The organism is Denitratisoma sp. (assembly GCA_032027165.1).
Taxonomy (GTDB): Bacteria; Pseudomonadota; Gammaproteobacteria; order Burkholderiales; family Rhodocyclaceae; genus Desulfobacillus.
The window spans coordinates 1,592,970-1,612,723 of sequence record JAVSMO010000001.1; the positions used below are offsets into that span (position 1 = coordinate 1,592,970).

Annotated in this window: 20 protein-coding genes and 1 tRNA gene; 5 read left to right on the forward strand and 16 right to left on the reverse strand. The window is 64.7% G+C overall.

Features of this window, described 5'->3' with window-relative positions; genetic code table 11:
• Positions 1-95: 95 nt before the first annotated feature.
• The 8 genes from ROZ00_07825 to ROZ00_07860 all read right to left on the reverse strand — a co-directional run bounded on the left by ROZ00_07825 (position 96) and on the right by ROZ00_07860 (position 6,804).
• Positions 96-180 (reverse strand) — tRNA-Leu (locus ROZ00_07825).
• A gap of 97 nt (positions 181-277) precedes the next feature.
• Positions 278-640 carry a preprotein translocase subunit SecG gene (secG, locus tag ROZ00_07830; GenBank protein MDT3736115.1) on the reverse strand — a complete coding sequence of 121 codons (363 nt, stop codon included), beginning with the start codon at positions 638-640 and terminating at the stop codon, positions 278-280.
• A 19-nt stretch (positions 641-659) separates the two neighbouring features.
• Entirely contained in the window at positions 660-1,412 is a 753-nt protein-coding gene (tpiA, locus tag ROZ00_07835) for a triose-phosphate isomerase (protein MDT3736116.1), read from the reverse strand.
• Between the two features lie 77 nt (positions 1,413-1,489).
• Complete coding sequence (gene dtd / locus ROZ00_07840; GenBank protein ID MDT3736117.1) at positions 1,490-1,939, reverse strand: D-aminoacyl-tRNA deacylase; 450 nt, start codon at positions 1,937-1,939, stop codon at positions 1,490-1,492.
• A complete protein-coding gene (gene glmM, locus ROZ00_07845; protein MDT3736118.1) occupies positions 1,936-3,288 on the reverse strand; it encodes a phosphoglucosamine mutase in 1,353 nt (450 codons plus the stop codon). The genes dtd and glmM overlap by 4 nt, the downstream gene beginning before the upstream one ends.
• A gap of 4 nt (positions 3,289-3,292) precedes the next feature.
• On the reverse strand, positions 3,293-4,126 hold the full coding sequence (folP, locus tag ROZ00_07850; protein ID MDT3736119.1) for a dihydropteroate synthase: 834 nt from the start codon (positions 4,124-4,126) through the stop codon (positions 3,293-3,295).
• Positions 4,127-4,178: 52 nt separating this feature from the next.
• Positions 4,179-6,059: an ATP-dependent zinc metalloprotease FtsH gene (gene ftsH / locus ROZ00_07855; protein MDT3736120.1), complete on the reverse strand. Its 1,881-nt coding sequence runs from the start codon at positions 6,057-6,059 to the stop codon at positions 4,179-4,181.
• 97 nt (positions 6,060-6,156) lie between these two features.
• On the reverse strand, positions 6,157-6,804 hold the full coding sequence (locus tag ROZ00_07860; GenBank protein ID MDT3736121.1) for an RlmE family RNA methyltransferase: 648 nt from the start codon (positions 6,802-6,804) through the stop codon (positions 6,157-6,159).
• 16 nt (positions 6,805-6,820) lie between these two features.
• Here ROZ00_07860 and ROZ00_07865 point away from each other — a divergent pair, with 16 nt between their 5' ends.
• A complete protein-coding gene (locus tag ROZ00_07865) occupies positions 6,821-7,195 on the forward strand; it encodes a YhbY family RNA-binding protein (GenBank protein ID MDT3736122.1) in 375 nt (124 codons plus the stop codon).
• A 1-nt stretch (position 7,196) separates the two neighbouring features.
• Here the strand turns inward: ROZ00_07865 and ROZ00_07870 are convergent, their stop codons facing one another.
• The 6 genes from ROZ00_07870 to ROZ00_07895 all read right to left on the reverse strand — a co-directional run bounded on the left by ROZ00_07870 (position 7,197) and on the right by ROZ00_07895 (position 14,013).
• The gene (locus ROZ00_07870) at positions 7,197-7,655 is read right to left on the reverse strand and encodes a DUF4149 domain-containing protein (GenBank protein MDT3736123.1); all 459 of its coding nucleotides are present in this window, start codon (positions 7,653-7,655) and stop codon (positions 7,197-7,199) included.
• 8 nt (positions 7,656-7,663) lie between these two features.
• Positions 7,664-8,140 (reverse strand): transcription elongation factor GreA, encoded by a 477-nt coding sequence (gene greA, locus ROZ00_07875; protein ID MDT3736124.1) that lies wholly within the window; start codon positions 8,138-8,140, stop codon positions 7,664-7,666.
• A gap of 5 nt (positions 8,141-8,145) precedes the next feature.
• Positions 8,146-11,352 carry a carbamoyl-phosphate synthase large subunit gene (gene carB / locus ROZ00_07880; protein ID MDT3736125.1) on the reverse strand — a complete coding sequence of 1,069 codons (3,207 nt, stop codon included), beginning with the start codon at positions 11,350-11,352 and terminating at the stop codon, positions 8,146-8,148.
• Positions 11,345-12,487 carry a glutamine-hydrolyzing carbamoyl-phosphate synthase small subunit gene (gene carA / locus ROZ00_07885; protein MDT3736126.1) on the reverse strand — a complete coding sequence of 381 codons (1,143 nt, stop codon included), beginning with the start codon at positions 12,485-12,487 and terminating at the stop codon, positions 11,345-11,347. The genes carB and carA overlap by 8 nt, the downstream gene beginning before the upstream one ends.
• A gap of 169 nt (positions 12,488-12,656) precedes the next feature.
• Positions 12,657-13,454 carry a 4-hydroxy-tetrahydrodipicolinate reductase gene (gene dapB, locus ROZ00_07890; GenBank protein ID MDT3736127.1) on the reverse strand — a complete coding sequence of 266 codons (798 nt, stop codon included), beginning with the start codon at positions 13,452-13,454 and terminating at the stop codon, positions 12,657-12,659.
• 49 nt (positions 13,455-13,503) lie between these two features.
• Positions 13,504-14,013, reverse strand: a complete 510-nt coding sequence (locus tag ROZ00_07895) for an outer membrane protein assembly factor BamE (protein ID MDT3736128.1) — start codon at positions 14,011-14,013, stop codon at positions 13,504-13,506.
• 80 nt (positions 14,014-14,093) lie between these two features.
• On the opposite strand from ROZ00_07895, the gene fur reads away from it, so the two are divergent.
• Together fur and ROZ00_07905 are read left to right on the forward strand one after the other, a co-directional pair.
• Positions 14,094-14,540 carry a ferric iron uptake transcriptional regulator gene (fur, locus tag ROZ00_07900; protein MDT3736129.1) on the forward strand — a complete coding sequence of 149 codons (447 nt, stop codon included), beginning with the start codon at positions 14,094-14,096 and terminating at the stop codon, positions 14,538-14,540.
• Between the two features lie 13 nt (positions 14,541-14,553).
• Positions 14,554-15,123: a TMEM165/GDT1 family protein gene (locus ROZ00_07905; protein MDT3736130.1), complete on the forward strand. Its 570-nt coding sequence runs from the start codon at positions 14,554-14,556 to the stop codon at positions 15,121-15,123.
• Here ROZ00_07905 and recN read toward each other — a convergent pair.
• Both recN and ROZ00_07915 read right to left on the reverse strand, forming a co-directional pair.
• A complete protein-coding gene (gene recN, locus ROZ00_07910) occupies positions 15,117-16,766 on the reverse strand; it encodes a DNA repair protein RecN (protein ID MDT3736131.1) in 1,650 nt (549 codons plus the stop codon). The two genes, ROZ00_07905 and recN, sit on opposite strands and share 7 nt — an antisense overlap.
• Positions 16,767-16,777: 11 nt before the next feature.
• Positions 16,778-17,659 (reverse strand): NAD kinase, encoded by an 882-nt coding sequence (locus ROZ00_07915; protein MDT3736132.1) that lies wholly within the window; start codon positions 17,657-17,659, stop codon positions 16,778-16,780.
• Positions 17,660-17,731: 72 nt separating this feature from the next.
• On the opposite strand from ROZ00_07915, the gene hrcA reads away from it, so the two are divergent.
• Together hrcA and hemH are read left to right on the forward strand one after the other, a co-directional pair.
• Positions 17,732-18,751 carry a heat-inducible transcriptional repressor HrcA gene (gene hrcA, locus ROZ00_07920; protein MDT3736133.1) on the forward strand — a complete coding sequence of 340 codons (1,020 nt, stop codon included), beginning with the start codon at positions 17,732-17,734 and terminating at the stop codon, positions 18,749-18,751.
• The gene (gene hemH / locus ROZ00_07925; protein MDT3736134.1) at positions 18,748-19,752 is read left to right on the forward strand and encodes a ferrochelatase; all 1,005 of its coding nucleotides are present in this window, start codon (positions 18,748-18,750) and stop codon (positions 19,750-19,752) included. Before hrcA ends, hemH begins: the two co-directional genes overlap by 4 nt.
• Positions 19,753-19,754 lie beyond the last annotated feature (2 nt).

A 19,754-nucleotide genomic window follows, 5' to 3' on the forward strand; every position in this document is an offset into this window, starting at 1 on the left:
GCGGAAGGTCCTTCCAACCATTCCGCCGAGCCCTTCGCGTTCCTGCTGCAAATCGAGCCTGCCGGCTGAATGCCGGACAGGTCTCAGAGGATTCCTGGTGCCGACGGTGAGACTCGAACTCACACGGCTTTCGCCACTACCCCCTCAAGATAGCGTGTCTACCAATTTCACCACGTCGGCATCTAATCCGCGGTTCCGCCACTCTATGTGGCAAAGCCACTAATTCTTATGACGACGCAAAAAGAAATTATACCCTCTTTTTGCGCCGCAACATCACCTACTTCGGAATTTCCTTTGCTTTCGAGCCCGCATCGCCCACCGGCTGGGCTGGAGCCGGAGTAGCCGGCGCTGCAGGCTGGGTATTCACCTGCTCCATGACGCTGGTGGGCGCCTGGGTGCGATTCGTTGCGATATAGCTCAGGCCCAGGCTGGTCAGGAAGAAAACCGTGGCCAGTATGCCCGTCGTACGGCTCAGGAAATTGGCCGAGCCCGAGGCGCCAAACAGGCTGCCCGAAGAGCCGCTGCCGAAGGCCGCACCCATGTCGGCCCCCTTGCCGTGCTGCAAAAGCACCAGGCCGATGATGGCTGCTCCCACCAGAATATGCACCGTGAGGATCAGGGGGAAAAGAATACCGTCCATTGCCAATCCGATCGTTAAGTTAGGCTGCCGCCAGGCAGATCGCCAGAAAATCCTGCGCCACCAGGGAAGCGCCGCCGATCAGGCCGCCGTCGATGTCGGCCATGCCGAACAACTCGGCGGCATTCTGCGGCTTGACGCTGCCGCCATAAAGAATCTGCATGCGCTGCGCCAGGATCGCATCGCTCTGGGCCAGCCGTTCGCGGATGAAGGCGTGCACGTCCTGGGCTTGCTGCGGCGAAGCGGTACGCCCCGTTCCAATAGCCCATACCGGTTCGTAGGCGATGACGGCATTGGCAAAACCGCGCACGCCGGCCGCCTGAAGTACAGCGTCAAACTGGGCGGCAATCACCTGCTCGGTGACATTCCCCTCACGCTGCTCCAGCGTCTCTCCCAGGCAGAGGATCGGCGTCAGACCGCCCTGCACCGCCGCGACGAATTTCGCCGCCACGGCTTCGTTGCTCTCGCCATACAGACTGCGCCTCTCGGAGTGGCCGACGATGACGTAACGACAGCCGAAATCGACCAGCATGGCTGCGCTGACTTCACCGGTATAGGCGCCCTGGACATGCTCCGACAGTGTCTGACCACCCCAGGCGATCGCCGTACCCTTCAGCAGTTCCTGCGTCTGGGCCAGATAGGGAAAGGGGACGCAGACGGCGCAGTCGGCCTTGCCGCCCTTGCCGATGGCCTGAACCAGGCTCTGCAACAGATCGCGATTGCGGGCCAGGCCGCCGTGCATTTTCCAGTTGCCTGCCACGAGTTTGCGTCGCATGAAACAGCCCGATCCCAAGTTCGTCAAAAGCCTGAGATTTTAGCGCCTTGACACTCTTCGGTCAAATCAAAACCCGATCAGGCAGCGGGGGGCACGCGCAGCCAGAAGGTGGCGGGGCCGTCGTTGGTCAGACTGACCTGCATTTCGGCACCAAAGCGTCCGCTGGCGGTCCCTGCATGGATTCCGGCCGCGCGGGACACGAGGAAGTCGAACAGCCGCCGGCCCTCCTTCGGCGGCGCTGCAGGGGTAAAGCTGGGGCGGTTGCCGCTGTTGGTATCGGCGGCGAGGGTAAATTGCGGCACCAACAGAAGACCGCCGCCGACGTCTCGCAGGCTCAGGTTCATCTTGCCCAGCTTATCGGAGAAGACACGGTAGTTGAGCAGGCGTTCGAGCAGGCGGCCAGCGCTCGCCTCGTCGTCGCCCCGCTCGGCGCAGACCAGCACCAGAAGGCCCCGACCGATGACGCCGACGGTTTCACCGCCGATATCGATGCGCGCCGAGGAGACGCGCTGCAGCAGGCCGATCACGCCACTGCGCGCTGGATGACTTCGGCGATGCCCCTCGCCAGGCTCGCCACCTGCTGCGCCTCGCGCCCTTCGACCATCACGCGCAACAGCGGCTCGGTACCGGAGGCACGCAGCAGCACGCGCCCGGAATCGCCCAGCTCTCTTTCCGCGGCGAGCCGCGCCGATTCGATCTCGGGGCGATCCTGCCAGTCGAAGCCGTTGGGCAACCTGACGTTCACCAGAGTCTGTGGATACAGCGCCAGGTCGGCGCAAGCCGCCTCCAGGGTGGCATGCTGCAACCGCAGCGCCGCCAACACCTGCAGGGCGGAGACGATGCCATCCCCCGTGGTATGGCGGTCGAGGCAGATGATGTGGCCGGAATTCTCGCCGCCCAGCTTCCAGCCGCGCTCGATCAGCGTTTCCAGGACATAGCGGTCGCCGACCCTGGCGCGCACGATCGGCACCCCCAACCTGGCCAGCGCATGTTCCATGCCCAGGTTGGTCATCAGCGTACCCACCACGCCGACCAGTCCGCCGTTCTCCAGACGGCTACGGGCAATGACGTAGAGCAGCTGGTCACCGTCGTAGAGGCGTCCTTTTCCGTCCACCATCATGACCCGGTCGCCGTCTCCGTCGAGCGCGATGCCGAGATCGGCGCCCTGCGCCACCACCGCCTGCTGCAGTGCCTGCGGCGATGTGGCGCCAACCTGGTCGTTGATGTTGAGGCCGTCCGGCTCGGCGCCGATGGCATGCACTTCGGCGCCCAGTTCGTGGAACACCTTCGGTGCGATGTGGTAGGCCGCGCCGTGGGCACAGTCGACCACGATCTTCAAGCCGCGCAGGTCGAGCTCGGCGGGAAAGGTGCTCTTGCAGAACTCGATGTAGCGTCCGGCGGCATCTTCGACGCGTCGCGCCTTGCCGAGTTGTGCCGGAGCAGCGCAGCCCATCGGCTGCTCCAGGCGCGACTCGATCTCCGCCTCCACCGCGTCGGGCAGCTTGGTGCCGGCGGCGGAGAAGAACTTGATGCCGTTGTCTGGATAAGGATTGTGCGAGGCAGAGATGACCACGCCGGCCTGCAATCTGAGGGCGCGGGTCAGGTAGGCGATGGCCGGCGTCGGCAGCGGGCCCGTCAGCATGACGTCCACCCCGGCCGCGGCGAAGCCGGCTTCCAGCGCCGCTTCCAGCATATAACCGGAAATGCGCGTGTCCTTGCCGATCAGTACGGCCGGATGTTCCCCTGAAGGAAGATGTTCGCGCGCCACCAATGTGGTGCCGGCGGCGTAGCCCAGGCGCATGACAAAGTCGGGCGTGATGGGCGCTTCTCCCACCGTGCCGCGCACGCCGTCCGTGCCGAAATATTTTCTGGTCATGCCTTCAATCCTTCGCCGCGACGGCCTGCCAAACCGCCAATGCATCTCGCGTTGCCGCCACATCATGAACGCGCAGGATTTTAGCCCCATTCTGCGCGGCGAGGAGCGCCGCCGCCAAGCTCGCCGTGTCGCGCTGGCTGACTTTCCTCCCGGTGATCTCGCCGAGCATGGACTTGCGCGACAGGCCGGCCAGCACGCAGGCGCCCAGGTTGCCGAAGCGCGCCAGTTGCCGCAGCAGGGCCAGATTGTGCTCTAGCCGCTTGCCGAAGCCGAAGCCGGGGTCGACGATGATGCGCTCGGCGGCGATGCCCGCCGCCTGTGCCGCCGCCACACGCAGCCCGAGAAAATCGCGCACCTCCGCCACGACATCGCCGTAGCGCGGGTCGGCCTGCATGGTGCGCGGCTCGCCCTGCATGTGCATCAGGCAGACGGCCGCGCCCGATTCCGCCGCCGCCTCCTGTGCCCCGGGCGCCTGCAAGGCGGCGATATCGTTGATGATTGAAGCGCCCGCTGCGACGGCCCGGCGCATCACCTCGGGTTTCATCGTGTCGATCGAGAGCGGGATGCCGTCGCCGGCCAACGCCTCGACCACCGGCAGGACTCGGCGCAGCTCTTCTTCCACAGTGACGGATTGCGCGCCCGGCCGCGAGGATTCGCCGCCGATATCGAGGATGTCGGCCCCCTCCTCGACCAGTTGCCGCGCATGCGCGACGGCCTGCGCCGGATCGAAGTAGCGCCCGCCGTCGGAAAACGAGTCCGGCGTGACGTTGACGATGCCCATCACGAGCGGACGCGCGAGGGACAGGCGGAACGTGCCGCAAACGAGATGAGTGGGCATAAAACAAGGCCGGATCGGTTGCCCGATCCGGCCTCTTGTCAATAGAATCGGATTACGCCGGTGCAGCCGCGTTGGGCGCCGCGCCCGGAGAATTGTCGGCCGGCGTGCTGGCCGGCGGCGTGGTGCGCTTGGGCTCGCGCGGCGGCTTGCCGGCCATGATGTCGTTGATCTGGTCGGCGTCGAGGGTCTCCCACTCGAGCAGGGCCTGGGTCATGGCCTCGACCTTGTCGCGATTCTCCTCGATCAGGCGCCGCGCCAAGCCGTACTGCTGGTCGATGATGCGGCGGATCTCGGCATCGACCTGCTGCATGGTCGCTTCCGAAACGTTCTTGTGCGTGGTGATCGAGCGGCCGAGGAAGACCTCTCCTTCGTTCTCGCCATACACCATCGTGCCGAGGGCGTCCGACATGCCCCACTGCGTCACCATGCGGCGGGCAATGTCGGTGGCGCGCTCGAAGTCGTTCGATGCACCGGTGGTCATCTGGTTCATGAAAATCTCTTCGGCGATGCGGCCGCCGAAGAGCACCGCGATGGTGTTCAGCAGGCGATCGCGGTCCTGGCTGTAGCGGTCCTGCTCGGGCAGCTGCATGGTCACGCCCAAGGCGCGGCCGCGCGGGATGATGGTGACCTTGTGCACCGGGTCGGTCTTCGGCAGCAGCTTGGCGACCAGTACGTGGCCCGACTCGTGGTAGGCGGTGTTCCTGCGCTCCTCCTCGGGCATGACCATGGAGCGCCGCTCGGCGCCCATCATGATCTTGTCCTTGGCGCGCTCGAAGTCTTCCATGTCGACCAGGCGCTTGTTGCCGCGCGCGGCGAACAGCGCCGCCTCGTTCACCAGGTTGGCGAGGTCGGCGCCGGAGAAGCCTGGCGTGCCGCGGGCGATGATGTCGGCCTTGACGTCCGGCGCCACAGGCACCTTGCGCATGTGCACCATGAGAATCTGCTCGCGGCCGCGGATGTCCGGCAGCGGCACCACCACCTGGCGGTCGAAACGGCCGGGGCGCAAGAGTGCCGGGTCGAGCACGTCCGGACGGTTGGTGGCGGCAATGACGATGACGCCGGCGGTACCCTCGAAGCCATCCATCTCGACCAGCAGCTGGTTGAGCGTCTGCTCGCGCTCGTCGTTGCCGCCGCCCAGGCCGGCGCCGCGCTGGCGGCCGACCGCATCGATTTCGTCGATGAAGATGATGCACGGCGCGTGTTTCTTGGCCTGCTCGAACATGTCGCGCACGCGGGCGGCGCCGACGCCGACGAACATCTCGACGAAGTCGGAGCCGGAAATCGAGAAGAACGGCACCTTCGCCTCGCCGGCAATGGCCTTCGCCAGCAGGGTCTTGCCCGTGCCGGGGTTGCCGACCATCAGCACGCCGCGCGGGATGCGCCCGCCCAGCTTCTGGAACTTGGTCGGGTCGCGCAGGAAGTCGACCAACTCGGAGACGTCCTCCTTGGCCTCGTCGCAGCCGGCGACGTCGGCGAAGGTTACGGTGTTGGCCGACTCGTCCATCATGCGGGCGCGCGACTTGCCGAAGGAGAAGGCGCCGCCCTTGCCGCCGCCCTGCATCTGGCGCATGAAGAAAATCCAGACGCCGATCAGCAACAGCATCGGGAACCAGGAGACGAAGAGGTTCATGAGGAAGGACTGTTCCTCCTCGGGCTTTGCCACCACCTTGACGTTGTTCTTGAGCAGGTCGCTCACCATCCACAGGTCGGCCGGCGCGTAGGAGATGATCTTCTTGCCTTCCGTGGTAGTCGCCTCGAGCGTGCGGCCCTGGATCACCACCTTGGCGATGCGCCCGGCCTTGACCTCGTCGAGGAACTGGGAGTATTCGAGCGTGTTCTGCGCCACCTGGCGCGTGCTGAACTGGTTGAAGACGGTCATCAGCACGACGCCGATGACCAGCCAGATTGCGAGATTCTTGAAAAGATTGTTCAAGCGGTTCCTCTATGGCCCGTCAGGGGCCCGACAAACAATACGACCGATGCATTCTAAGACCGTTCCCCGCCCGGCGCAAACCGGGGCAAGGACGGCATTACCCCTCCCGCGAATGGGGGCGGCTGCCCAGGCCGAGGAGATACACCTCGCTGCTGCGGTCGCGCGAGGATTTCGGCTTGCGCACGACCACCTTGTCGAACGCCGCTGCCATCGCCCTGCGGAAGGCATCAAAGCCCTCGCCCTGGAAGGTCTTCACCAGGAAATTTCCGCCGGGCTTCAAATGCGCGGCGGCGAAGTCCAGTGCCAGTTCGGCTAGGTGCATGACACGGGCCTGGTCCGAGACGGCGATACCTGAGATATTGGGGGCCATATCGGAAATCACAAGGTCGACCGGCCGGCCGCCGAGCCGCAAAGTCAGTTCCGACAGCACGGCGTCCTCGCGAAAATCACCCTGGATGAACTCGACACCGGCGACTGGCCCCATCTCCAGCAGATCGAGCGCCAGCACCCGGCCACCACTGCCGACACGTTCAGCCGCCACCTGCGACCAGCCGCCCGGCGCAGCGCCAAGGTCGACTACCACCATGCCCGGATGCAACAGACGGCTCCCGCCCTTGTCCCATTCATCGATTTCCATCAGCTTGAAGGCGGCACGCGAACGCCAGCCTTCCGCCTTCGCCCGCTGGACGTAATGGTCGGTGACATGCTCGTGCATCCAGGCCTTGCTGGTCTTGTGCTTCTTCACCGCGTAAAATCCGCCAATGATCGAACTGACTTCATCCCAGCGCAGCGCACTTCGCGCCCGCGCCCACAGCCTGCATCCCGTCGCCAGCATCAGTCAGAACGGCCTCAGCAACGCCGTCCTCGCCGAGATCGACCGCAGCCTCAGGGCGCACGAACTGATCAAGGTGCGCGTCTATGACGTCGAGCGCGACGAACGCGAAGCCCTGCTTGCTGAAATCTGCAACCGCCTGGACGCCGCACCGGTTCAGCACATCGGCAATGTCCTGGTGGTATACCGTGCCAATCCCGAAGCGCCGGCCACAACCGCAAAGCCGGTGAAAAAAACCGCCTCCCGTACCAAGCCGAAAACTCTCGCCAACCCTGCAAACCCGCGCCGGCGCCTAAAAAAATAGCTCAACGCACCCGACCCTGCAGCAGCACCAGGGCTGCGCCCAGCAGGCTTTGCAATACATAGAGGCCGCCGGCAAAGCCATGCCAAGCGGCAAAACGGCTCTTCACCGCACTTTCCATGACGCTGTGCGGCCAGGCCTCAGCTTTCAACTCGACCAGTATCGGCTGGATGCCGAAATGCCCGACCAAGGCCAGCACCAGCATTGACAGCACCAGCCAGAATACGCCCGACCGGAGCACGGCCTGCCCCCGCCGCACGACAAGATAGGCCAGCAAATAGGTCGCGCAAGTGATTCCCACCCACGCCATGAAGCCGAACAGGTTGCCCGCCAGTTCTCCGGCGAGGACGCGATCCTTCAGCGAAGCGAACAACGAGGGGGCAGCGATGAATCCGATGGCCCAGAGCCCGCCTACCCACAGGGTAGTGGCGAGAACATAGAGGCTTTCCGCCAGCTGGCGCACGGTAAAACTCAGAGGTAGCGGACGTCGAGGATTTCGTACTCGCGCGTGCCGCCGGGAGCCTTCACCTCTGCGATGTCGCCGGCGTACTTGCCGATCAGGGCGCGTGCGATGGGCGAGGAGATGGAAATCTTGTTGCGCTTCAGGTCGGCTTCGTCATCGCCGACGATCTGGTAGGTGACCTTGTCGCCGCTTTCCTGGTCTTCCAGGTCGACCGTCGCGCCGAAGACGCAACGGCCGTCGGCATCCAGCAGTTTCGGATCGATGATCTGGGCATTGCCCAGCTTGCCCTCGATTTCCTGGATGCGCCCCTCGATGAAGCTCTGGCGCTCGCGCGCAGCGGCATACTCCGCGTTTTCGGACAGGTCGCCGTGGGCGCGCGCCTCGGCGATGGCCGCCACGACGTTCGGCCGATCGACAGTCTTCAGGCGGTGCAGCTCCAGCCGCAGCATTTCCGCACCCGCCTTGGTGATGGGGACCTTGCTCATGTCGCTTATCCTAACTCAGCGTGCAGCGACTGCAAGGCGTAGGTTTCCAGCTCGGCCAGATGGTGCATGCCGGCACAGGCGGCGCGGGCGCCCTCGATCGTAGTGAAGACCGTGACGCGCTGGGCCAGGGCGCTGGTGCGGATGGAACGCGAATCGGCGATGGCCTGGCGCTTCTCCTCGACGGTGTTGATGATCAGCGCCACCTCGTTGTTCTTGATCATGTCCACGATGTGCGGCCGCCCCTCGGCGACCTTGTTCACGATCTGCACCTTGAGGCCGGTGGCCTCGATGGCCGCGCCGGTGCCGCGCGTGGCGAGCAGCGTGAAGCCGAGCTCGGCCAGGTCCTTTGCCACTTCGACCGCCTTGGCACGGTCCTGTTCCTTGACGCTGACGAAGACCTTGCCAGATTTCGGCAGCCGGGTGCCGCCGGCCAGCTGCGACTTGACGAAAGCCTCGGCGAAGCTGCGACCGACGCCCATCACCTCGCCGGTGGACTTCATCTCGGGACCGAGGATGGTGTCGACGCCGGGGAACTTGTTGAAGGGAAACACCGCTTCCTTGACCGAATAGTAGGGTGGCACGATTTCGCGGTTAACCCCCTGCTCGGCCAGCGAGCGGCCGGCCATGCAGCGCGCCGCCACCTTGGCCAGCGGCAGCCCCGTCGCCTTGGAGACGAAGGGCACGGTGCGGGAGGCGCGCGGGTTCACTTCGAGCACGTACACCGTGCCGTCCTGGATGGCGAACTGGACGTTCATCAGGCCGACGACGTTGAGCGCCCTGGCCATCTTCTCGGTCTGGTCGCGAAGCACGTCCTGGACTTCCTTCGTCAGCGTGTAGGGCGGCAGCGAGCAGGCTGAGTCGCCCGAATGCACGCCGGCCTGTTCGATGTGCTGCATGATGCCGCCGATGATCACCTGCCTGCCGTCGGACAGCGCGTCGACGTCCACCTCGGTGGCGTCGTTGAGGAAGCGGTCGAGCAGCACCGGCGAGTCGTTGGACACCTTGATGGCGTCGCGCATGTAGCGCTCGAGATCCTTCTGCTCGTGCACGATCTCCATGGCGCGGCCGCCCAGAACGTAGCTCGGTCGCACCACCAGCGGGTAGCCGATCTCGGCGGCGAGGCGGATGGCATCCTCCTCGGTGCGCGCCGTGCGGTTGGGCGGCTGCTTGAGGCCAAGCTCGTGCAGCATCTGCTGGAAGCGCTCGCGGTCCTCGGCGGCGTCGATCATGTCCGGGCTGGTGCCGATGATCGGCACGCCGTTGGCCTCGAGGTCGAGGGCGCGCTTCAACGGCGTCTGGCCGCCGAACTGCACGATGACGCCCGTGGGCTGCTCGACGTTCACGATCTCGAGGATGTCCTCCAGCGAGAGCGGCTCGAAATACAGGCGGTCGGAGGTGTCGTAGTCGGTCGACACCGTCTCCGGGTTGCAATTGACCATGATGGTCTCATAGCCGTCCTCGCGCATGGCCAGCGCCGCATGCACGCAGCAGTAGTCGAACTCGATGCCCTGGCCGATGCGGTTGGGTCCGCCGCCAAGCACCATGATCTTCTTGCGCGAAGTCGGATTCGCCTCGCATTCCTCCTCGTAGGTGGAATACATGTAGGCAGTGTGCGTGGCGAACTCCGCGGCGCAGGTGTCGACGCGCTTGAACACCGGCCGCACGCCGAGCGCCTGGCGATGCAAGCGCACGGCGGTTTCCGTGGTGTCGAGCAGCTTCGCCAGTCGCCGGTCGGAGAAGCCCTTGCGCTTGAGGCGGCGCATCTCGTCGGCGTCGAGGTCGTGCAGCTTCTGCCCGGCCATCGCCGCTTCCTCGCGCACGATGTCTTCGATCTGGACGAGGAACCAGGGGTCGATCTTCGTCAGCTGGAAGGCCTTGTCCAGGTTCATGCCGTCGCGGAAGGCCTGGCCGAGGTACCACATGCGCTGGGCGCCGGGATTGGCGATCTCCTGCTCGATGGTGTCCTCGTCGGCCTCGATCTCGTCCAGTCCGTAGACGCTGACCTCCAGGCCGCGCAGGGCCTTCTGGAATGACTCCTGGAAGGTGCGGCCGATGGCCATCACCTCGCCCACCGATTTCATCTGGGTGGTCAGGCGGTCGTTGGCCTGGGGGAACTTCTCGAAGGCGAAGCGCGGCACCTTGGTGACGACGTAGTCGATGGACGGCTCGAAGGAGGCCGGCGTGGCGCCGCCGGTGATTTCATTTCGCAGCTCATCGAGCGTGAAGCCCACCGCCAGCTTGGCCGCCACCTTGGCGATCGGGAAGCCGGTGGCCTTCGATGCCAGCGCCGATGAGCGCGACACGCGCGGATTCATCTCGATGACGATCATGCGGCCGTCGGCCGGGTTGATGGCAAACTGCACGTTGGAGCCGCCGGTATCGACGCCGATCTCGCGCAGGACGGCGATCGAGGCGTCGCGCATGATCTGGTATTCCTTGTCCGTCAGCGTCTGCGCCGGCGCCACGGTGATGGAGTCGCCGGTGTGCACGCCCATCGGGTCGAGGTTCTCGATCGAGCAGACGATGATGCAGTTGTCCTTGCGGTCGCGCACCACCTCCATCTCGAATTCCTTCCAGCCGATCAGCGACTCCTCGATGAGGAGTTCCTTGGTCGGGCTGGCCTCGAGGCCGCGCTCGCAGATGGTGACGAACTCTTCGCGATTGTAGGCGATGCCGCCGCCGCTGCCGCCCATGGTGAAGGACGGGCGGATGATCGAGGGGAAACCGAGGGCGGCCTGCACCTGCAAGGCTTCCTCCATGCTATGTGCGATGGCGGAACGCGCGCTGCCGAGCCCGATCTTGGTCATCGCCGCCTTGAACTTTTCGCGGTCCTCGGCCTTGTCGATGGCCTCGCGCGAGGCGCCGATCATCTCGACGCCGTATTTCTCCAGCACGCCGTGGCGGGCGAGGTCGAGGGCGCAATTGAGCGCCGTCTGGCCGCCCATCGTCGGCAGCAACGCGTCGGGGCGTTCCTTGGCGATGATCTTCTCGATGACGGTCCAGTGGATCGGCTCGATGTAGGTGACGTCGGCCATCTCCGGATCCGTCATGATCGTCGCCGGGTTGGAGTTGACCAGGATGACCTTGTAGCCCTCGTCGCGCAGCGCCTTGCAGGCCTGGGCGCCGGAATAATCGAACTCGCAGGCCTGACCGATGATGATCGGACCGGCGCCGATGATGAGGATCGAGTGGATGTCGCTGCGCTTAGGCATGTTGCGCCTTATTTTCCTGCATCATCTTGATGAAACGGTCGAACAGGTACGACACGTCGTGTGGCCCCGGGCTCGCCTCGGGATGCCCCTGGAAGCAGAAGGCCGGCACGTCGGTGCGCGCCAGGCCCTGCAGGCTGCCGTCGAAGAGCGAGACGTGGGTCACGCGCAGGCTGGCCGGTAAGGCGTCAGCATCGACGGCGAAGCCGTGGTTCTGGCTGGTGATAAGCACCTGGCCGGTGTCGAGATCCTTCACCGGGTGGTTGGCTCCATGGTGTCCGAACTTCATTTTCACGGTGCGAGCGCCCGAGGCCAGGCCCATCAACTGGTGGCCGAGGCAGATGCCGAAGGTCGGGATGCCGCGCGACAGGATTTCGCGGATGGCGGCAATGGCGTAATCGCAGGGCTCGGGGTCGCCCGGGCCGTTGGAGAGGAACACGCCGTCGGGATTCAGAGCCAGGGCTTCCGCCGCCGTGGCCTGGGCAGGCAGCACGGTGACGCGGCAGCCGCGGCTCGACAGCATGCGCAGGATGTTGCGCTTGACGCCGTAGTCGTAGGCGACGACGTGAAAGCGCGAAGCCTCCTGCGCGACATAGCCCTTGCCGAGCTGCCACTCGCCCTCGCGCCACTCATAGGATTCTTCCGTGCTCACCACCTTGGCGAGATCCATGCCGGCCAGGCCGGGAAAACGCCGTGCCGCAGCGACTGACTTTTCCTCATCCACCTCGCCGCTCATGAGGCAGCCGTTCTGGGCCCCCTTCTCGCGCAGGATCCGGGTCAGCTTGCGCGTGTCGATGCCGGCGATGGCGATGACGTTTTCGGCCTTCAGGTAATCGGACAGGGTCTGTTCGGAGCGGAAATTCGAGGCCACCAGCGGCAGATCACGGATCACCAGGCCGGCGGCATGCACTTTTGCCGCCTCGCAATCCTCGCGGTTGATACCCGTGTTGCCAATATGGGGATAGGTGAGGGTAACGATCTGCCGGCAATAGGAGGGATCCGTGAGGATTTCCTGGTAACCGGTCATGGCGGTATTGAACACCACCTCGCCGACACTGCTACCCGTTGCACCAATGCCGATTCCGCGAAATACCGTCCCATCCGCTAAGGCGAGGATGGCTTTCGGAAAATCAGACACTTAAGCGCTCCTGTCGGCACTGCGCAGGCATGCCGGGACAACACACGGGCAATGCTGCGGATTGTTGTAGATATGCGAAGCGGGGCAGGCTGTGCGCCTGACCCGCTCGGGATAAAACTTTCGAATTTTACCCTAGGAAGAGCTTGTCCTGCAAACGCGCAAGGCCCGCTCAACGCAATCCCAAGACATCCTGCATATCGTAGAGGCCGTTTTTCCGTCCCTTCAGAAATCGTGCCGCCCTCAGGCTGCCCAGCGCATAGGGCATGCGCGAAGCGGCTTTGTGGGTGATCTCGACTCGCTCGCCGGTGCCGGCAAAAAGGACGGTATGGTCGCCGACGATGTCACCGCCGCGCACCGTGGCAAAGCCGATGGTTGACGCGTCACGCTCCCCGGTGAGGCCTTCACGGCCGTAGACGGCGCACTTCGACAGGTCGCGTCCGAGCGCTTCCGCCACCACCTCCCCCATGCGCAAGGCCGTACCGGAAGGCGCATCGACCTTATGGCGATGATGCGCCTCGATCACCTCGATGTCGTAGCCTTGGCTGAGTACGCGGGCGGCGGTGTCGAGCAGCTTGAAGACCAGATTGACGCCGACGGCCATGTTCGGTGCGAAGACGATGGGAATGCTGTGCGAGGCATCCTGGATCACAAGTTTCTGTTCGGTCTCGAGGCCGGTTGTCCCTATGACCATCGCCACACCGCGCTTATGACAGCTTGCTAGATGGGCCAAGGTACCCGCAGGGCGGGTGAAATCGATCAGGCAGTCTGCATTCGCAAGCGCCGTGTCGAAATCGGCCGTGATGCTCACTCCGCAGGGCGCGCCGACGAGCTCGCCGGCATCCTTGCCGAGGAAGGGGCTGTTCGCGTGTTCCAGCGCTGCAACCAACTGCATGTCGCCTGCCGACAAGACGGCTTCGATCAGAGTGCGCCCCATGCGGCCGGCACTTCCGGCAATCGCGATCTTCATTGTTCTGCTCCTGGTTTGCCGCTACGCCGGACAGGACGTCCGGCGATGATCAATTTTTCTCGGCGGGCTGAGCCGCGCCATCGGGTTTCGCCTCGGCCCCGGCCTTCTGCTCACCTTCCCGGGCTTCTTCTTTCTTCTTCTCCGATGCATCCGGCGCGATCTCGATCACGCGGGAACGCGCGCCGGCGGCGGTTGCCGCCGCTTCCTCCTCGCCCGGCTCGGCCCCGACCACGTCCCCGGCCACCCGCGCCAGCTTATTGTCCACGAAAAAGACAGCGAAACGCCGCAACTGTAGCTCGCCCCGGCCCGGCTTGAAGCTGTAGATGTAGTCCCAGCGCTCGGCATGGAAGATATCCGCCACCAGCGGCGTGCCGAGAATGAAGCGGACCTGGTCGCGGGTCATGCCGGGTTTCAGCTGGGCAACCATGTCTTGGGTAATGTAATTGCCCTGGCGGATATCGATGCGGTAGGGCGTGATGGCGGATGCCACGTCGGGCATCTTCACGTTCGAACAGGCCGCCAAGGGCAGCAGGACAGAGAGGTAGCGCAGGAATCTCATGCGGAATCGAAGGCCGGGAATTCTCAACGAACGCGCAAGACTATATCATACTGAGAATTCCTCCCTGCCCCGCTGCCACCATGAGCAACTCGCAAGATCTGAAAAGCATGGGTCTCAAGGCGACCTTCCCGCGCTTGAAGATTCTCGATCTCTTTCAGAAAGCCCAGGCCAATACCGGCAGCCGCCACATGACCGCCGAGGACGTCTACCGCGCGCTCATCGCCGAAGACATGGATATCGGCCTGGCGACTGTCTATCGCGTGCTGACGCAATTCGAGCAGGCCGGGCTGCTCGAGCGGCACTACTTCGAGTCCGGCAAGGCGGTATTCGAGTTGAACGAGGGCAAGCACCACGACCACCTCGTCTGCCTGCAGTGCGGCAAGGTCGAGGAGTTCTATGACCCGGAGATCGAGAAACGTCAGGCCAGGATAGCCAAGGAGCGCGGCTTCGAGGTGCACGAGCATGCCCTCTATCTCTACGCCGACTGCACCAAGACGAACTGCCCGAACAAAAAGCAGGATAGCTGACCCTTCCGCATCGATGGAAGCCTTCCTGACGTCGACACTGCTCGTCGCGCTGGCGGAGATCGGCGACAAGACGCAGCTGTTGTCCTTCGTCCTCGCCGCCCGGCTGCGGAAGCCGGGCGCGATCATATTGGGGATTTTCGTCGCCACGCTTCTCAATCACATGCTGGCCGGCTCGGTCGGCGTCTGGCTGGCCAGCCTGGTTGCGCCGCAGGTGCTGCCTTGGGCCACCGGGCTGCTCTTCGTCGGCTTCGGCCTGTGGACCCTGCACCCGGACTCCCTCGATGACGACCCTAAGCTGCGCAAGGCCGGTGCCTTCGTCACCACGGCGATCGCCTTCTTCATCGCGGAGATGGGCGACAAGACGCAACTGGCGACGGTGGCGCTGAGCGCGCGCTTCGACATGCTGGCTGCGGTAGTGGCCGGCACGACGCTGGGCATGCTGGTCGCCAACATTCCGGCAGTGCTGGTGGGCGAGGCGCTGGCGCAGAAGCTGCCGATGAAGGCGATCCGCATCGCCGCGGCAGGGATGTTCATCGTCACCGGCCTCGTGACGATGTTCGGCGTCCCGGGTACGGCTCAGTAGCCGAGCATTTCCGCCGCGTGCTTGCGGGTGGTCGGAGTGATCTTCACGCCGCCCAGCATGCGGGCGATCTCCTCGATGCGGCCGTCGCGGTCCAGCGGCGTGACGCGGCTGACGACCCCCTCACCACTGCCTTCCTTGGCGATCGTCCATTGCCAGTCGGCCTGCGCCGCCACCTGCGGCAGGTGGGTCACGCACAACACCTGGCGCTCGGCGCCGAGCTGCTTGAGCAGGCGCCCGACGATCTCGGCAACGCCGCCGCCGATGCCGACATCGACCTCGTCGAAGACCAGCGTCGGCACGTTGCCCGCCGCCGAGGCGATGACCTGGATGGACAGTCCGATGCGGGAGAGTTCGCCGCCGGAAGCCACTTTCGAGAGCGGGCCGCCAGGCTGGCCTGGATGCGCACTGACGCGGAAATCGACATTCTCCAGACCGTAAGAGGCGCCCTCCGGCAATTTCTCCAGCGCCACCTCAAAGCGGCCGCCGGGCATGGCCAACTGCTGCATGGCTTCGGTCACCGCCTTGCCGAGGGCGGCGGCGGCCTTTCTGCGCCCCTTGCTCAGCGCTTCCGCACGGGCCAAATAATCCCGTTGCGCCTGCGCCTCGCGTTCAGCGAGAGCGGCAGCATCCTGCAGGGTTTCCAGTTCGACCAGGCGCGCGCCCCAGCCGGCCAGCAGATGCGGCAGTTCTTCCGGCTGCACGCGGTATTTCCGCGCGGCGTCGTGCACCGCCTGGATGCGGCCCTCGATCTCGGCCAGACGCGCCGGATCGATGTCGATGCGGTCGCGATAATGGCGCAGGGCATGGGCGGCTTCCTGCAACTGGATCTGGGCGCCCTCGATGGTTTCCAGCGCGTCCTTGAGGGAGGGGTCATAGTCGATCAACTGGCGCAGTCTGGCGCCCATGCGCTCGACCTGCCACATCGCCGCCAGTTCGCCTTCGGACAGTCCTTCGAGCGCTTCCTCGACGCCCGCCTGCAGTGATGCGGCATGAGCCAGCCGCTTGTGCTCAATAGTGGTCTCGGCCCAGGTGCCGGCATCGAAGCCGAGCGCCGAGACCTCCTTCACCTGCCAGACCAGCATCTCGCGTTCGCGGGTATTGGCCTCGGCATTCTTTTCCGCCGTCAGTCTTGCCTCCCTCGCCTTGCGCCAGGCCGCATGCAGGGCCGCCACTTCGTCGGCTTGGGGGCGCTGCCCGGCCAGGCCGTCGAGCAGCTGGCGCTGCGCGTCGCTGCGCAGCAGGCTGTGATGGGCATGCTGTCCATGGATGTCGGCGAGGAAGTCGGCGGCTTCGCGCATCTGGGTCAGCGTTGCCGGTACGCCGTTGATGTAGCCGCGGGAACGGCCGCTCGATTCGATCACCCGACGCAGCAGGCAGGCATCGTCATCAAAATCGTTGGCGCGCAGCCATGTGGCCAGCGGGCTGCCGGTGGACACTGCAAACTCGGCGCTGATCTCGGCCTTCTCGCAGCCGCTACGCACCGAGTTCGCGTCAGCACGTTCCCCCAGCACCAGGGTAAGCGCGTCGACCAGGATGGACTTGCCCGCGCCGGTTTCCCCGGTCAGCGCGCCGAAGCCGGTGGCGAACTCCAGTTCGAGCTGGTCGACAATGACGTAATTGCGGATGTAGAGACGGCGCAGCATCGGGCAGCGGATCAGTAACTGCGCGGCGTTTCGCTCCAGTGCAGCTTCTCGCGCAGCATGGCGAAATAGCTGTAGCCGAGCGGATGCAGGAAGCGGATCGAGCGGCCCGACCGGGCCACGCTGACGCGATCGCCCGCCTCGAGTTCGAACTTCTCCTGCCCGTCGGCATGCACGCGGGCGCGGTGGGGCGCATGCAGGACGATCTCGATGCGGCTGTCGTCGCTCACGGTGATCGGCCGGTTCGAAAGGGCATGCGGGCAAAGCGGCACCAGGGCAATGCCGGGCACGGAGGGATGCAGGATCGGGCCATTGGCCGACAGCGCATACGCGGTCGAGCCGGTCGGCGTGGCGATGATGAGGCCGTCGGAGCGCTGGTTGTAGATGAATTCGCCGTCGATGGACACGGCGAATTCGATCATGCGGCCGAGGTCGCCCTTGTTGACCACCACGTCGTTGAGCGCCTGCGTCTGGAAGAGGACGGCATCGCCACGCCGCACCGAGGCATCGAGGAGGAAGCGCTGCTCGCCCTTGAACTTGCCCTCCAGGAGGTCGGCCATGCCATCCAGCATGTCGTCGCGGGCCAAGTCGGTCATGAAGCCGAGGCGCCCCTGATTCACCCCCACCAGCGGCACATCCGATTCGGCCAGCTTGCGTGCGGCGGTCAGCATGGAGCCATCGCCGCCAAGCACGATGGCCAGATCGGCGCGCTCGCCGATGCTGGCGTAGGATACAACGGGAAAGCCGTCGGCCCCCACCAGGTCGGCCGTGCCCTCCTCGACCAGCACATCGACGCCGCGGCTCTTGAGGAATTCCGCCAGCGACATCAGGGATTCGGCGATCTCCGGGCTTTTGTACTTGCCGATCAGGGCGATAGTGCGGAAGGCAGGACTCATGGGCGGAATTTAACCACAAATCCCCCCTTGCGATTGCGGCACGAAGCCTCCATTTTCAATAAAATGAAGCCAATGCTGGACCAACGCTCCCAGATTCTCCTGAAGACGCTGATCGAACGCTATGTGGCGGAAGGCCAGCCGGTGGGTTCGCGCGCCCTGTCGAAATACTCCGGACTCGAGCTTTCGCCGGCCACCGTGCGCAACGTCATGTCGGACCTGGAGGAGTTGGGCTTCATCGCCAGCCCGCATACCTCGGCCGGGCGCGTGCCGACGCCGCGCGGCTACCGCTTCTTCGTGGACAGCCTGCTCACCGTGCAGCCGCTGCCAGAAGCGCAGATCCACGAACTCGAGGAGCAACTGCAGCCCAACCAGCCGCAGCGCCTGATCAGTTCCGCCTCCCAACTACTCTCCGAACTGACACGCTTCGCCGGGGTGGTGATCGCGCCGCGGCGCGTCACGCCGAAGATCCGCCAGATCGAATTCCTCAGTCTCTCCGAGAAGCGCATCCTGCTGATCATCGTGACGGCGGACGGCGATGTGCAGAACCGCATCCTGTTCACGCAGCGGACCTACACCCCGGCCGAACTGGTCAGCGCGGCCAACTACCTCAACCAGAACTTCGCCGGCCTGGACTTCGGCGAAATCCGCAGCCGGGTGCATGAGGAGTTGCGCCAGTTGCGCGCAGACATGACCGAACTGATGACGGCTGCCATGGAAGCGGGCAACCAAGCGGTCGCCGACACCTCGGAACAGTACGTCATCTCCGGCGAGAAGAACCTACTGGAAGTGGAGGATATTTCTTCCAACATGAACCGCCTGCGCGAACTGTTCGCCCTTTTCGAGCAGCGCACCGGCCTGGTGCAACTGCTCGACATGAGCAACCGCGCCGAAGGCGTGCAGGTGTTCATCGGGGGCGAGTCGGGGCTGGCGCCGCTGGACGAGTGCAGTGTCATCACCGCGCCCTATGAGGTCGACGGCCGCATCGTCGGCTCGGTCGGCGTCATCGGCCCGACACGCATGGCCTACGAACGCGTCATCCCCATCGTCGACATCACCGCCAAGCTGCTCTCGAGCGCCCTGTCCGCACCATGACCCAAGCCAAGCCGGACGGGATGGCCGGGAAGACGGCGGTCCTGCTCATCAACCTCGGCACGCCCGAGGCGCCGACGCCGCCCGCACTGCGCAAGTACCTGAAGCAATTCCTATGGGATCCGCGCGTCGTCGGACTGCCGCGGGCACTCTGGTGGCTGGTGCTCCACCTGGTCATCCTCAACACCCGGCCAAAGCGATCCGCAGAAAAATACGCCAAGGTCTGGATGGCGGAAGGCTCGCCGCTCAAGGTGCACACCGAGCGCCAGGCCAAGCTCCTGCGCGGTTATCTGGGCCAGTCCGGGCAAAGCAACGTCGTCATCGAGTGGGCCATGCGCTATGGGGAGCCTTCTGTGGCAGGCAAGTTGGACCGCCTGAAGTCGCTGGGGTGCGCGCGGATTCTGGTTCTGCCGCTCTATCCGCAATATTCCGTCAGCACCACGGCCAGTGCGATGGATGCCGTAAACGAATGGCTCCGGCGCAATCCACGGACTGCGAAGATCGACGCGGTAGAAAGCTTCCACGACAACGCCGGCTACATTTCGGCGCTGGCCGCCAGAATCAATGCCCACTGGATGGACTATGGGCGCCCCGAAAAACTCGTAATGAGCTTTCACGGCCTGCCCAAGGTCAGCATCGAACGCGGCGACCCCTATTACGGGCAATGCCTCGAAAGCGGACGGCTGCTCGCGGCGGAACTCGGGCTGGTCGAATCGGATTACGCGATCACCTTCCAGTCCCGCTTCGGGCCGGCAGAATGGCTGCAGCCCTACACCCAGGCGACCCTCGAGTCATTGGCGCGGGACGGCGTAAGACGGGTCGACGTGATCTGCCCGGGCTTCGTCTCCGACTGCCTTGAAACCCTCGAAGAAATTGCGATGGAATGCAAGGAGGCCTTTATTGCCGCGGGCGGAACGGAGTTTCGCTACATTCCCTGCCTGAACGAACGGCACGAATGGATCGAAGCCCTCTCCGGCCTGATCCGAGACCACCCGGCGGCTTGAAT

Excerpts from the sequence above, each read along its gene's own strand:
- recN (MDT3736131.1), bottom strand. The coding sequence starts at position 16,766 with ATGCTGCGCCGTCTCTACATCCGCAATTACGTCATTGTCGACCAGCTC.
- tpiA (MDT3736116.1), bottom strand. The coding sequence starts at position 1,412 with ATGCGACGCAAACTCGTGGCAGGCAACTGGAAAATGCACGGCGGCCTG.
- ROZ00_07895 (MDT3736128.1), bottom strand. The coding sequence starts at position 14,013 with ATGAGATTCCTGCGCTACCTCTCTGTCCTGCTGCCCTTGGCGGCCTGT.
- fur (MDT3736129.1), top strand. The coding sequence starts at position 14,094 with ATGAGCAACTCGCAAGATCTGAAAAGCATGGGTCTCAAGGCGACCTTC.
- folP (MDT3736119.1), bottom strand. The coding sequence starts at position 4,126 with ATGCCCACTCATCTCGTTTGCGGCACGTTCCGCCTGTCCCTCGCGCGT.
- hemH (MDT3736134.1), top strand. The coding sequence starts at position 18,748 with ATGACCCAAGCCAAGCCGGACGGGATGGCCGGGAAGACGGCGGTCCTG.
- carB (MDT3736125.1), bottom strand. The coding sequence starts at position 11,352 with ATGCCTAAGCGCAGCGACATCCACTCGATCCTCATCATCGGCGCCGGT.
- ROZ00_07915 (MDT3736132.1), bottom strand. The coding sequence starts at position 17,659 with ATGAGTCCTGCCTTCCGCACTATCGCCCTGATCGGCAAGTACAAAAGC.
- secG (MDT3736115.1), bottom strand. The coding sequence starts at position 640 with ATGGACGGTATTCTTTTCCCCCTGATCCTCACGGTGCATATTCTGGTG.
- ROZ00_07865 (MDT3736122.1), top strand. The coding sequence starts at position 6,821 with ATGATCGAACTGACTTCATCCCAGCGCAGCGCACTTCGCGCCCGCGCC.
- hrcA (MDT3736133.1), top strand. The coding sequence starts at position 17,732 with ATGCTGGACCAACGCTCCCAGATTCTCCTGAAGACGCTGATCGAACGC.
- greA (MDT3736124.1), bottom strand. The coding sequence starts at position 8,140 with ATGAGCAAGGTCCCCATCACCAAGGCGGGTGCGGAAATGCTGCGGCTG.
- glmM (MDT3736118.1), bottom strand. The coding sequence starts at position 3,288 with ATGACCAGAAAATATTTCGGCACGGACGGCGTGCGCGGCACGGTGGGA.
- ROZ00_07905 (MDT3736130.1), top strand. The coding sequence starts at position 14,554 with ATGGAAGCCTTCCTGACGTCGACACTGCTCGTCGCGCTGGCGGAGATC.
- dapB (MDT3736127.1), bottom strand. The coding sequence starts at position 13,454 with ATGAAGATCGCGATTGCCGGAAGTGCCGGCCGCATGGGGCGCACTCTG.